Raw genomic sequence first — 13,323 nt, forward strand, 5'->3', positions numbered from 1 at the left:
TAGAGTCAATTTTATTGAGTATAGGCAAATATTGTTATACTTGCCAGGCTTTCCTGAAAATTTTTAATTTTTTTTTGAATTTATTAAGTTTTATACTAAAGATTGATTATTAATTTTTTTACTGGCTACTGCTAGAGGAATATAATTGAGTATATTATAAATATATGGAGTTTACACATTAATTGTGAAACTAAAAAGTTTTCTGTACTTTTTTCTACTCCATCAAGTATTTAATTATCTAGATAAAATATCAATCTCAGAATGATTTTTTAACTCTTAAAAAACTAACGGCAATTGATGCATTTAGCTATATCTTATATCTATATAAAACCGAAATTAATACAATTAAAACGGCAATTTTAAACCAAGCTGATAGCTAGTTAAAATAATATTTTTTTGACTTATGTAATAATTTTATTCACTCAAACTAAATATTATGTCTATAGTAATAAATATTTTTTCAAGAGGGTTAAAATTTGATAATTTTTTATACTTAACAAGTATTTATTATCCTCTAATTAATGTTTCTTCAGGTATAAAAGTTTAAGCCAGGAGTAGGTACAGTCAAATTTATTAAAATCTCTAACAGTCATAGTATCAGACAAGACTAAGTCTTTGCACAATTAAATTGGGGAGCAAAAACAATGAAAGGTTCATTTGCGCAATACGCTCAAGAAAGCAGCACAGAGATAATACTTTATTATATCAATGGTAATTCAGAGACCTTTAGTTTACCAATCAATTCTCAACAGTTTCAAACTATATTACCACAGTTACTCCAACAACCTTGGATAACTTTTCACTTAATAGATCAAACAGTTTGTATTTCTACAGAAAAAGTGATGAAAATTGAAATAAAACCACCAATAAATCAAATGCAGGGAGAAGGCATCTTTGCCAATTCTCAGAGAATCACCCCTTTACAACGTAATGCTACCAGATAACAAATAATTGAATTTAATAATTTTTTTATAGTAATCATAGAAATGAACAGTGAGCAAATAAAATCAAATGGGAGATTGAATTTATGGTATCAATTAGCAATTTAGAAAAAACTGGTAAATGATTTATTTGAGTTCAGATGACTTTCCCTAGTGATATGAGACAATAAAATAAAATCGGCTTGATTATGCAAAGCCAATTAATTTTTTTAAATCATATCATAGAGAATGTTAAGATAGAATAGGTAATAAAAAAATGCAGTACTCGAAAAAACGTATAAATTCAGATACTCAAAATAGTAAACAAGACCAAGGTGTGCCCAATAGAATTGTTAGTCTAAGTCGCGGTATTAAGATTCACTGATTAGGTACAATTGGATTTGTACTTCTAGATGCAATTCTTGTATATATTGCTTGGACAAGTGCTTACTCAGTTAGCTCAGAGCTAGTCAGAATTTATGCTAATTAACCAACATTTTTGTTGCCAATTTTATTAATTACTCTAAGTAATATAGCTACTGCTAGTTTGTATGGCGATAGCGAAAGTCATCGTCAGCTTTTTAGCTTATTAAAAAGTCTGACATTTGCTCAAGTAATTTTACTATTACTGGCTTTTTTATACCAACCAGAATCAATCTACTTGAAGTTACAATTATTTAGTAAAAATAGTTAGTAATACTGCTCCTAACAAATACTGATTTGCTTGTAAATTTAATCCAACCTCTTTACCTAATTGTTCGCGAGCTGTTGGACTGTAAAGCTTAATTCCACCAGGAGAAATACTCAAAAACTGAAATTCATCTTGCCACTTAAAATAGGAATCAACTAAGTAAAAATATCCTCCTGGGCGTAAAACTCGACTCACTTCATTAAAAACTTGTTGAGGATGAGGATAATGTAAAAAACTAATTGTATTAAAAACAGCATCAAATTCTTCATCGGCAAAAGACATTTCTTCAGCATTTCCTAGTAAAAAAGTTAAACTTTCTTGATGACGATTACGACTATTAGCTTGATTAACCATTTCGGGAGATAAATCTAAACCAGTACCTTGAAGATCGGGAAAATTAACAGCAAGACGATGCAGAAGTTTTCCAGTACCACAACCTAAATCTAGTACATTTGATGGACTTGGCAGATTTACATATTCCAGTAATCTTTGATGTACCGCTTGATAAACTACAGATGGAAATAACCAATCATAATTAGGTGCCCAAAGATCGAAAAATTTTTGTTTAGAGGAAATATTATTTGTCATATAGCAGTTATGTTTGAGTTCATAGGAAAATAAAATTATCTCGTTCCATACAAGCGATCGCCAGCATCTCCTAATCCTGGAATAATATAACCGTGTTCGTCTAATTTTTCATCAATAGCAGCAGTATATAAGGGTATCTCTGGGTGATATTTATGGAAATGTTCAATTCCCTCTGGTGCTGCCAATAAACACAGAAATCGAATTGATTCTGGGTTAGATTCTTTAATCCGATCGACTGCTGCTACTGCTGAATTTCCAGTTGCCAACATGGGGTCAACTATTAACACATCTCGCTGCTCAATATCATGGGGGACTTTAAAATAATATTCTACAGCAACTAAAGTACTAGGGTCACGATACAAACCAATATGTCCCACTCTTGCTGTAGGTATTAACTCTAAAATCCCATCAAGAAGTCCTTGACCTGCTCGCATAATGGAAACAATCACCATTTTTTTTTCAGCAGCTAACATCGGTGCTTCCATCAACTTCATTGGTGTCTGAATTTGTTGATATTTTATTGGTAAATCGCGAGTTACTTCATAAGCTAATAACATTCCTATTTCTTTGAGCAGTTGGCGAAATTGAGCAGTGGTAGTTTCTACTTGACGTAATAATGTCAATTTATGCTGAACTAATGGATGATTAATGATAGTAGTTTTTGTCATTTTATGACCTAGTTTAATTCATCAAATTATACAGAAAGTTCCCTCGTATATAAAGTACAGATATTATTGAAGAAGGAGACAGGAGACAGGAGACAGGAGACAGGAGGAAAATTACATGGGGATTCGCTCCCCCAAGTAATGCGTGAACACCCCCGTTGACGGTGGGGTCTTAAACCCACAAAGAAAATGATAATTAAATGTTCCCTGTGTGGGCATTTTTCCCGCTATGGGTGTATCTCACGACTGGTGGAATATGCTGTATATAATTACCGATTTATGTAATACCAAGTATGATAATTTTTTGCTAAAAATATCTGTTGCCTGTTGCTTATAACCATAGTAGTCTTTTCAACAATTAATAATTAATAATTACCTCTTCTTTTCAAGGAGAGGATTGACTAATCATGAAAATTTTTCTTCTCTTGGTCGATTGGATATGGCGAGGAGACCCGTTCTTACAGACCCGCTCCGAAGATCGCCATCCCACCCTACGGGAAGCTACGCTAACGACCGCTTATTATCCCCTTAAAAGGGGAGGCGCATACCCACAATTTTTCGGTAATATGAAATACAAAAAATTGTACAAATATACGACTCTCCCTATCTCCCTATCTCCCCATCAATCTTTGGTAGCAAACATTAACGTATTTCATATAACATTCTTTTTTTCACACTGGTATAATACCAATTACCATGCATTAATGCTTAACTTAGGTATCAATTCAATTATTAGGTAATTAACACAAACAGAATTACCTTTTTGATAATTAGCACCCTAGGAGTGCATTAATTATTCTTATGTTTATTTCTTTGTACTGACCCATGCAACGTCCCTAGCTATTCCTCTGTTCAATAAAATGTAGAAAAGTTTTTGATCGATGGCATAAGTGGGTATAAATAAACCTGAAAACGAAGAATATAAAAATGAAGTATGAAGGCAATTTTCAAGATATTTTTACTGTTTTGAATATCCATCGCAATTTAATATTTACAGAGAATTAAATCCACCTAATTAATGAATCAAAAATCAGGGTAACTGACATAGAAATTTAACCCCTACCCAATTGATGCACTGTAGGTGAGGTGTAGGGTATCAAACAATGTAGTGAAAGAAGTAATATCATATCCAGATAAGAGCGTTACCAAAAAACTTTCTCATACCTTTTTCTTCAAACTCCCTATTCCTCCTTCCTGACTCCTGAGTTCTGACTCCTCTACTTATAAATATTCAACCGGACATCATATAAGTAGACAACAGCAACTATATAATGGATAATTTTTATACTTTTACAGGACTAATATCATGTCCGGTAGCATCGGTATTGTCAGCGTGAAGGTAAGAAAGCAAGGAAGAAGGAGGAAGGTTTTAGTTATCTAGGAGAGAGGAAAGAAGGCTTAAAAGCTTGAAAAAACGTAAATTTCCTGTAGATATTCACCCTTGGTTTTACACAAACGATAAAGTGCGGACATGATATAACCTGATGCCATCTAAATTATTATAAAATAGAGAACTTTAGCTGAACCGTCTCTAGAGCAAATTTAGATAGAATTTACGATAGTAACGAGGTACATTTTTTTGACTTTATTAAATTCTCGAAAAATCAAAATAAAGTATATACTTCACCACATTAAAAAATCATCTAAATTACCAAATGTATTAACTAAATGAGTTATATACTAATGCTTCCTTTGCTCTAGTAATTTCAATAGTAACTTTGCCACTAAAATCTGGTATTGGAGCTGCTAACTTAGTTAAACTAACCTTGACATTTTGTACTAATGGTTCTTGCAAAATAGCCGTAGCTATAGTATCAGCTGCTTTTTCTAACAAAGCAAACTTAGAATTTTTCACAAGTTGTTGGACAGTATTAACTATGCTGCCGTAATCTACGGTATCTTCTAAAGCATCGCTTTTACTTGCAGCATTCAAATCTAACCCTAGAATTAAATCTACTTCAAACCATTGTCCCAATACTTTTTCTTCTGGAAAAAACCCAATGTACCCGTAGCAGCGAATTCCAGTAATTGAGATTGAGTCCATAATTACTAATTAAAAAACTGTTCCATCACTCTTGATTTTAATCGGAGGCGCACCATCCTTTCTTAATTCTTTTGCTATTTTTCGCCCTGCTGCCCATGTACCTCCCTGTAAGACCTTTACCAGTGGTAATTCTGAGGTATTTAAGTTAAGTTTTTCTTGAATTACTTGAGCAACTTTGTCTAAAAGACTAATAGTTAATGCTCTCCATTCTACAATAATTTCTGAACCTGGTAAATGTTGTTGTTGTAGAATCAAAGGATTTTTGATTTTTATTAGTTCCATATCTATAAATAAGCCACCATTCCGATATTCTGCTAATCCAGTTAAATCATCTAATCCAATTATTTTTAAACCCAATTCTTGTAATGGTTCGAGCAATGAATATGTTAACCATTGAGATAATTTATGAAAAGGTATATATTCATCCCCCAAGCGATCGCTTTTGAGCAGAGAATGAGGCCAAACATCTCCTAAATTAATACCTGAAATAGTACTGCGCCCTGGCCAAATATCTCCCAATCCCTCCAATACAGCATTTAATACTGAAGTAGCTTTAATTGCTTCTTTATTGGCCTGATTTTGCAACAAATAATCAACCATATTTCCTGGACGTGGACTATCAATGCCAAATAACTGAGAATCTTGATTTAAAACTTGCCCCAAGCGTTGCAGCAATTCCAGACGACCTTCAAGACCCACCAAGGGATTTTCTGGACTAACTTGGAATCCTTGAGTTAAAGTCTGGACATCAATTTGTGAAAGTCCTCTAGTATCTGCTTGCCAGGGAAAATCGGGATTACTAGAAAAAAAACCTTGACAAAATAGTCGGAAACTGCAAACTGCCAAACCTTCCGAACGACTAAATATTAAGCCAGTTTCAGGTTCAGTGTATTGCCAGTTTGCACCCGCACCCGCATCTAGTAGTACACTAATAATGGCTAAATCAAATTTTACCTTGGCTTTTTCTACAGGTGTGAGTCCTGCCAACATTTGGTCAAGTTCAGCTAGGCGAGGCACATCTCCTACTTGGAAATGTCGCCAACGACTATGTAAGGGTATATTTAATTTGGGATACTGAGCATAAATAATATTAATGACATAATTAGCGCATTTATCTAGTTGAGTTAAATCGACTTGAAAATTATTGAGTTGGTCTTGACAAGCAAGATTAAAGATGCTAAAACACCTTTCTCGAATGGCCTGGGCAGTTCTTAGGTATGTAATAACTTCTGGAATTTTTTTATTCATTAAAAGTCAGAGTTAAGAAATATAATATAAATAGTAAGCTAGAAAAAAATTATCACCGAAAAATTGGGTCTGAAGCCTCCCCCTTCTAGTCGGAAGTAATAACTATAACTGGCTGCACTCTACAAACAGCATCCCGATTCGTCCCCATAAATTAAGTCAATCTCTCTGGCCACCGTCGCGAGTTCTAGAATTTCCAGGTCATTCTGCTTGACAGAGAGCTTGTGTAGATTTTGCCGTTGTTGATGGCTCACTCGTGTAAACTTCCAAATCACCCTCTTTTTTTGAGCAACTGACGTACATACTCAGGACTCAAGTTCATTTGCTGTTCTCGGCGTAGTTTTTCAGCTAGTTGCAGACTGTTGTAAGTTCTTGGGTCTTTTGTCAGATAGGAAACTTTGATAGTTTCTTGTTGACTTTCTTAAATTTAATTCAGCAAAAAATTAGAGCAAATATTCCGCCAGTTAATGTCTAATCAAATTGACTTCAGCCAATCAGAAAAACAAGAGAATAATGTAGCTGTTGCTCTTGGTAGTAATCTTGGTGATTCTTTAAGTATTCTAGAAAATGCAATCCAAATTTTATCCAAAACTCCAGGTATTACCTTAAATACTTATTCTAGCTGGTATCTGACTAAACCTATCGGTCCAAAACAACCAGATTATCTGAATGGTTGTGCATTATTAAAAGTAGAATTAACTCCTCAAAAATTGTTAGAAATTATTTTGGATATAGAAAAACAATTTAAGCGAGTACGTTTAGTACATTGGGGACCTAGAACTCTAGACCTAGACTTAATCTTATACAATGATTTAATACTAGATGCTCCAAACCTGCAAATACCCCATCCTCGGATGAGAGAAAGAGCTTTTGTTCTCGTACCCCTAGCAGAAATAGCTCCTGATTGGATTGACCCAGTATCAGGAAAAGCGATCGCTCAACTTCTAGAAGAGGTAGAATGTTCAGGAGTATCTAAACTTTAAACTGGCAAGTTAAAATAGCAATTCTACTAGCGCGTCTAGATTAAAATTGTGGGTAAAGATGATGTAGTTTTATCCTAGTATCAGCAGTAGAAAAGCGCCAATGAACCTTAGCTTGAGAAGCATTGCGTTCATCCTGCCATGCCCGAAGTTCTTGCTCTAGTATGGGATTTGCTGACGCAACGCTACCGCGAACGCTCCGAATCCGACGCTCAAGACATTGTTGATTAAGTACGCTTCTATTTCTACGATATTTAGCCAACTACCATTGCGTGGGGGATGGTGAATTTCAAGGTACCGAGCTAATTGATCAGCTTCTGATACCGGAAACGCTTGATACAAAGAAGCAATATGATGAGTGTGAAGATTGTCACAAACTAACTTGACCTTGCGTGCATTTGGATAGTCCACTAATAGTAGATTACGTATTTGTTCTGCCCACTCAATACGAGTTCGATGTTCATAGCTTTTAACTCGTCGCCAACCGTGAATCGGGTCTACAAATAGAAATATAGCTCTAGTGCAGGATGGCAGAAATAACTAACCAGTTACAAAATCCTAAAAGCCTTACCAATCAATACTTTTAACTGTCTTGAGTGTGTCTTACATTCTGAGGGGACCTCAGAATTACACACTCGCTTTTGAATGCATTACTTTTGACTTCCGCGTAGCGGCACTAGTATCATTGTGTTCATAGTAATAATCCTATGAACGCATCGTGACCTAGTTGAATAGGAATTAATTGTTTAACATCCCCTTTTAATTCCAAGACTGCTTCATCCATACAAATTAATGGTTGATCATCAGAGTGTTCAGCTATGTAGAAATCTAGAAGTACTTCCATTTGAGCTACAAAGCGGGCGCTGTCTTTTCCCGGGATGCAATATCGTTGTTTCTTCCCAGGCCGCAGTTGGTTTTTTTTAAACTCTGACGTACTGTTTATCTACTGATTTCGGTAACTATTCCACGTCGTTTTAGCTCCGAAACGAGCAAAGTGAGTGTCCATCGCATATGACCAGATGGAGGCTCACTACAGCAAATTGCTACAATCATGAGCATGACATGAGCCATCTAGTTTCCTGGGCACTGGAGGAGTGCTACCTTGGCGACATTTAATTCTGTCCAAGTTACTTATAACATTGGGTGTTGGTTGATGAAATTTTGCCAAAATGATTAACCTAAAATTGACTGGTGATTATATTTAGGTCTTAAAAACAATGCTCAAAAAAGCACTCGTGACAGGTTCAGCAGTAGGAATAGGTAGGGCAATCGCTCTAGATTTAGCCAGTAAAGGATTTGATGTAGCATTTCACTATAACCGCAGTGCAGATGCAGCTAATCAAGCAAGTCAAGAAGCAGCTAACTACGGAGTAAAATCTATTGCCCTACAAGCAGATGTTACCAAACCCGAACAAGCTAAATCTCTAGTAGATAATTCAGCTAAACAACTGGGTGGTTTATCAGTAGTAGTTAATAATGTGGGTAACTACCTCAGAAAACCCATTAGCAAAACATCTATAAAAGAGTGGCAGGAAGTTATTAATTCTAACCTCAATGCCACTTTTTATATTACTCAAGCAGCACTTCCCTATCTCAGAGCAGCTAATGGCGCACGCATAGTTAACTTCGCTTGTGCTCATGCCCAAAATGTGGTAGCACGCCGGACAAATACAGCTTATATAATTGCTAAAACAGGCATCATCATCTATACTAAATCTTTAGCCCAAGAGCTAATTCAAGACAAAATTACTGTTAATGTAGTATCTCCTGGAGTCGCAGAAAATTCTTGGGATGTAGAAGAAATGATTCCTAAATTACCAGCTAAACGTCCAGCCTATTTGACAGAAATTAACCATGCTGTTTGGTTTTTTATTAATCCTAATTCTGATTATATTACAGGGCAAGTTTTAGAAGTTTCTGGGGGCTGGAATTTGTAGTTATAATTTTTTCATCCCTATTTTTGACAATTTATATTTTGATATTACTGATTATTTAAACGAAAAATAAAAATGAGTTCTAATCAGGAGGAAATACCAGAAATTAAAAAAACTGAATCTAACTCAGAAACTTGGATAATAGGCAAAGAATTTAGATTTGAAGCTTCCCACCAACTACCTAATCACGATGGTAAATGTGCAAGATTGCATGGTCATTCTTGGCGTGGTGTTATTTATGTTTCTGGTAATGAATTAGTAAATTCTGGTGGAAAGCAGGGAATGATTATGGATTATGGAGATATAAAAAAACATCTAAAACCCCTGCTTGATGATTATTTAGACCACTATCACTTAAACGAAACTACAGGGTTAGTTAATCCTACGAGTGAAGCGATCGCTAAATGGATTTATGAGCAATTAGAAAATAAAATTCCTGGACTTGTAGCAGTTAGAATTGATGAAACTTGTACGAGTCAATGTATTTATTCAAAAGGGAAAAATAATTTTTTGATTCTATAAAATTAGGAGTGCTATACTAATTTATTACTCCTAAATTGGTTGTGATAAATTTGAGTGTATTTATTTTTTTTCTGAAAAAATAATTTTTTTGATGTTATGGAAGTTGCTATTTTACTAGGAGTAATTGGGGGGAAATGATATTAGGTAAAGACACTAAATTATTTGTAGTAGGCAAAAAATATAACCTTAGAAATATATAGTGTTTAGAACTAAAAAGGCTTAAGTCCTGTAAATGTTAAATTAATTTGGCACAGGTACTTATGATTGGTAAGATTGCCAAATTATTACTATAAATAAATAACAAAATGAAATTACTCAGTATACTCATTTTACTTAGTATCACTACTACCGTGTTGGCCTTGGTAATCTTAAGTTTTCCTTGGAGACATCCCTTGCTCACAAACTTACATAGGATAGATAAAGTCATTCGACCTTCTTGCCCTCCTGCTCGCTTATATTTACCAGATTCTCTTTTTTGCTGATTATGCTCAAGCTATGGCAAAATTTATTAATGTTTTCTAGAGAATTAACTTTTTTAATAGAGCATTGACTTAATCAGAGAATAACGATATAATAGGTATTTAAGCATACCATTATACTGGCAATACCCATAGATGAAATCCATCAGAACTAAGCTCAAACTGAATAACAAGCAGAAAACCATGATGGCTCAACACGCAGGTTATTCCAGGTGGTGTTACAACTGGGGTTTAAGTTTGTGGAACGCAGCATATAAAGATGGCTATAAACCTAATGCCCGTAAATTGAGAGAAGTTTTTACCAACCACACAAAACCTCTTTATCCTTGGATGAAAAACTTGTCGTCTAGAGTTTATCAATACGCTTTCATCCACTTGGGTGAGGCATTTAAAAGGTTCTTTTCCTGCGGAATGCTTCGCAAACAAGGATTAGGTAAACACCCAAGGTTTAAGAAGAAAGGCCAACATGATTCCTTCACAATTGATAATTGTGGGAAACCGATCAAACTAAACGGATGGAATCACAAATTACCTTTTATTGGTATCGTTAGAACTTATGAACCCATTGAGGTGGCTACTCAGAAAATAACTATTAGTAAACAAGCGGGTTCATGGTATCTTAGCTGTAGTTATGAATTTACTCCCACTTCAACTCCAAAAACTACTGAAGTTGTAGGTGTTGATTTAGGTGTAAAAACCTTAGCAACTTTAAGTACGGGAGTTGTTTTCCCTGGTGCGAAATCTTACCGCTCCTTTGAAGACAAACTCTCCAGACTACAATACTTGCACCGAAATAAAATAATTGGTTCTGCTAACTGGAGGGCGGCACAACTCAAAATTGCCAAGCTACATAGAAAAATAGCTAACATCCGTCTTGACACACTTCACAAATTGACAACATATCTAGCTAAAAACCACAGCGTTGTTGCTATAGAAGATTTGAATATTAGCGGTATGTTAGCTAACCATAAGCTGGCGAAATCAATAGCAGATCAAGGATTTTATGAGTTTAGACGACAGCTAGAATATAAAACTCACTGGTACGGCTCTGAATTAGTAGTCGTTGATAGATTCTTTCCATCATCAAAAACTTGCTCGAACTGCGGTCATGTCCAATATCTGCCCTTAAATGTGAGAACTTATGACTGCCCCGATTGTGGGATATCTATAGACCGTGATCTGAATGCAAGTATTAATTTAAGAAATGCGGTCGGCTTGACCGTGAATGCCTGTGGATGAGTAACCGCCGACGGCCTCAGTAGAAGCAGGAAGTAAACAGTAGAATATCACGCTATGTGACGTTTTATATCGGTTTTATGAAGCAGGTAAATTTATCAGGACTTACGCACGACGCACGAAAAAATAGCGTTTGAGATTGCTATCCGTTCCGGACTGCTGCGCAAACCCTGTGGGTCGCTTCGGACAGAAATACGTTGGAGGTGCGTAAGTCCTATTTATAATATTTGATATCGAATCTGCTGGCTTGCGAGTGATATAATTTCTACCTGCTAATGTGTAGTAACCTGGTATTAGATATCCCACAATACTAACATCTGCTCACAAAAACCAGGTTTCTCTAATGAGTTCAACTGAACAATTCAAAAGTAGATATCACAAATCACGGATACAATTGGCAACAGGAGAATCTACCTCATGTTCAGTCATTTATTCTTACAGTGCTTTTCATTTAAGTAGACTACAAAATTCTTTTGGTGCGCGGGAGTAGGGAGTAGGCAGTAGGAGAATGCTTTGGCCACTGTATCTATTATTTGAAAACCGCTATAAGCACTTTACTGGAAAAAGGCATTGCTGATTTGAGGTATGATATTATGTCCAGATAAGAGGGCGAGCAAAAAACTTTCTCCTTCTACTTCTGTTTCTTGTTCTTTCTTCCCTGCTGACTCAGTCCGACTGACTTTCCCTCCTGGGAGGGGCGCGCGGGTGGGTTGACTCCTAAGTAATTAATATTAATATCATACACGCTCTTCAGCAACGCCTGGAAAAATTATAGACTTATTTTTCCATTTTTAATTGACAACTGGCAGCATTTTTATTCAATCGACTTTCCAGCAAAATTTGAAAATACACAAAAAACTTACCCATCTACTTGGTTAAATCTAGAGGGAGCAGTATAAGGTATACTAAAAGGTTAGAGGCTAGGGAATTAAAAAAATGGTCAACCAAAAACAACCTATCTTAAATAACGATGAAATTAAACAACTTTTTATTAAGGGCGTTAACATTTTTTTGGCAGGGTCAGCAATTACATTAGTATTTGGATTTATGATTTGGTTTGTCCATGGAACGATTATGGTTTCTGACCTATCAGAGAAAATTGTTGCTAAAGGTTGGGGTGCTTTAATTGCACTAATGGCTGTATTTTTATCTTTTATTGTACCTTCAATTGTTACTCTTTTCGGATTTGCGGTAATGGCATTATTAGTGTGGTGGTTATCTCGCGTTTTTTCCCAATATGAGGAATTTCAACCTACTGCTTTAATTGTTTATCAATTAGTAGCGCCTGTGGGAATGATAGCTGCTTTAATTTTAGCTTCACCAGTGTTGATTTCCTATGCAGTTATTCGCTTATTTAATGGTAGTGGGCAAGCTTTAATTTCTGAGGTTAAAGAAGCATCAAGTATTCTATTGCCACTTGAATCTGATAATAAGTTTATGAGTGGAACTCCAGCAGTTGAATCTCAATATTTAACAGGGGAAAAACTTATGAGTGGATCTCAAGCGGTTGAAACTCAATATTTAGAAGGAGAAAATTAGGAAGTCATGTCGTTTCACGGAAGTTAAAAGTCAAAAGTTAAAAGTCAAAAGTAAGATTTTATAAATTCAAGACTGTGACGAAACAGTAGTTTGAGGAAATTATTTCACATTTAAATTTTGAAACTATTTGTGACATCTTTAAAGTGAATTAGTATCAGAAGTCAGAAGTTATTGGTTACGGGTAAATACGGTTCAGTTAAAGATTTTTTTTTGAGTTCTGTAATCTGAAAATCTTATTTAATGGTTCTATATCATAAGAGTTTTGGTCTTATCTGAACAGTATTGGGTTACGAGTAGAAATATTCTCGCTTATAGGTAAAAACTTTACCCAAGCAAAAATGGAATGAAAAGACTAAACCCCTACAGTTTTTTTTCACCAATCATTTCATATTGCTATAGTCGGAAACGAATAATAATTTGTTTCATCTAATTAGGGTTTGCTGAAAAAGTCTTATTGGTGAGGGTAGGAGACAGGAGACA

The 13,323-nt window shown here is 35.2% G+C and carries 12 protein-coding genes and 1 pseudogene; 7 read left to right on the forward strand and 6 right to left on the reverse strand.

What is annotated here, in order from left to right; translation table 11 throughout:
• Positions 1-644: 644 nt before the first annotated feature.
• Together D5R40_RS14220 and D5R40_RS14225 are read left to right on the forward strand one after the other, a co-directional pair.
• Positions 645-944, forward strand: coding sequence for a hypothetical protein (locus D5R40_RS14220; RefSeq protein ID WP_124146878.1), 300 nt, complete (start codon positions 645-647; stop codon positions 942-944).
• A 478-nt stretch (positions 945-1,422) separates the two neighbouring features.
• The gene (locus D5R40_RS14225) at positions 1,423-1,614 is read left to right on the forward strand and encodes a hypothetical protein (RefSeq protein ID WP_124146879.1); all 192 of its coding nucleotides are present in this window, start codon (positions 1,423-1,425) and stop codon (positions 1,612-1,614) included.
• On the opposite strand, the gene D5R40_RS14230 is transcribed toward D5R40_RS14225, so the two are convergent.
• The 4 genes from D5R40_RS14230 to D5R40_RS14245 all read right to left on the reverse strand — a co-directional run bounded on the left by D5R40_RS14230 (position 1,594) and on the right by D5R40_RS14245 (position 6,156).
• Positions 1,594-2,199 carry a class I SAM-dependent methyltransferase gene (locus tag D5R40_RS14230; protein WP_124146880.1) on the reverse strand — a complete coding sequence of 202 codons (606 nt, stop codon included), beginning with the start codon at positions 2,197-2,199 and terminating at the stop codon, positions 1,594-1,596. The two genes, D5R40_RS14225 and D5R40_RS14230, sit on opposite strands and share 21 nt — an antisense overlap.
• 35 nt (positions 2,200-2,234) lie before the next feature.
• Positions 2,235-2,867: a uracil phosphoribosyltransferase gene (gene upp / locus D5R40_RS14235; RefSeq protein WP_124146881.1), complete on the reverse strand. Its 633-nt coding sequence runs from the start codon at positions 2,865-2,867 to the stop codon at positions 2,235-2,237.
• Positions 2,868-4,524: 1,657 nt separating this feature from the next.
• A complete protein-coding gene (folB, locus tag D5R40_RS14240) occupies positions 4,525-4,908 on the reverse strand; it encodes a dihydroneopterin aldolase (RefSeq protein ID WP_124146882.1) in 384 nt (127 codons plus the stop codon).
• Positions 4,909-4,917: 9 nt separating this feature from the next.
• The gene (locus D5R40_RS14245; RefSeq protein WP_124146883.1) at positions 4,918-6,156 is read right to left on the reverse strand and encodes a URC4/urg3 family protein; all 1,239 of its coding nucleotides are present in this window, start codon (positions 6,154-6,156) and stop codon (positions 4,918-4,920) included.
• Positions 6,157-6,620: 464 nt separating this feature from the next.
• On the opposite strand from D5R40_RS14245, the gene folK reads away from it, so the two are divergent.
• Positions 6,621-7,136, forward strand: coding sequence for a 2-amino-4-hydroxy-6-hydroxymethyldihydropteridine diphosphokinase (gene folK, locus D5R40_RS14250; protein ID WP_124154787.1), 516 nt, complete (start codon positions 6,621-6,623; stop codon positions 7,134-7,136).
• Positions 7,137-7,176: 40 nt separating this feature from the next.
• On the opposite strand, the pseudogene D5R40_RS14260 reads toward folK, so the two are convergent.
• A pseudogene (locus D5R40_RS14260) lies at positions 7,177-7,652 on the reverse strand (transposase); the annotation flags it as partial.
• A 172-nt stretch (positions 7,653-7,824) separates the two neighbouring features.
• Positions 7,825-7,977: a hypothetical protein gene (locus D5R40_RS42630; protein ID WP_161564672.1), complete on the reverse strand. Its 153-nt coding sequence runs from the start codon at positions 7,975-7,977 to the stop codon at positions 7,825-7,827.
• 373 nt (positions 7,978-8,350) lie between these two features.
• On the opposite strand from D5R40_RS42630, the gene tmpR reads away from it, so the two are divergent.
• The 4 genes from tmpR (at position 8,351) to D5R40_RS14280 (ending at position 12,843) form a co-directional block, all read left to right on the forward strand.
• Positions 8,351-9,070 carry a bifunctional dihydropteridine reductase/dihydrofolate reductase TmpR gene (tmpR, locus tag D5R40_RS14265; protein WP_124154788.1) on the forward strand — a complete coding sequence of 240 codons (720 nt, stop codon included), beginning with the start codon at positions 8,351-8,353 and terminating at the stop codon, positions 9,068-9,070.
• Positions 9,071-9,142: 72 nt separating this feature from the next.
• Positions 9,143-9,589: a 6-carboxytetrahydropterin synthase QueD gene (gene queD / locus D5R40_RS14270; RefSeq protein WP_124146887.1), complete on the forward strand. Its 447-nt coding sequence runs from the start codon at positions 9,143-9,145 to the stop codon at positions 9,587-9,589.
• A 614-nt stretch (positions 9,590-10,203) separates the two neighbouring features.
• A complete protein-coding gene (locus tag D5R40_RS14275; RefSeq protein ID WP_124146888.1) occupies positions 10,204-11,307 on the forward strand; it encodes an RNA-guided endonuclease InsQ/TnpB family protein in 1,104 nt (367 codons plus the stop codon).
• Positions 11,308-12,240: 933 nt separating this feature from the next.
• Complete coding sequence (locus tag D5R40_RS14280) at positions 12,241-12,843, forward strand: hypothetical protein (RefSeq protein WP_124146889.1); 603 nt, start codon at positions 12,241-12,243, stop codon at positions 12,841-12,843.
• Positions 12,844-13,323 lie beyond the last annotated feature (480 nt).

The sequence above is a fragment of the Okeania hirsuta genome, assembly GCF_003838195.1.
GTDB classification, from domain to species: domain Bacteria; phylum Cyanobacteriota; class Cyanobacteriia; order Cyanobacteriales; family Microcoleaceae; genus Okeania; species Okeania hirsuta.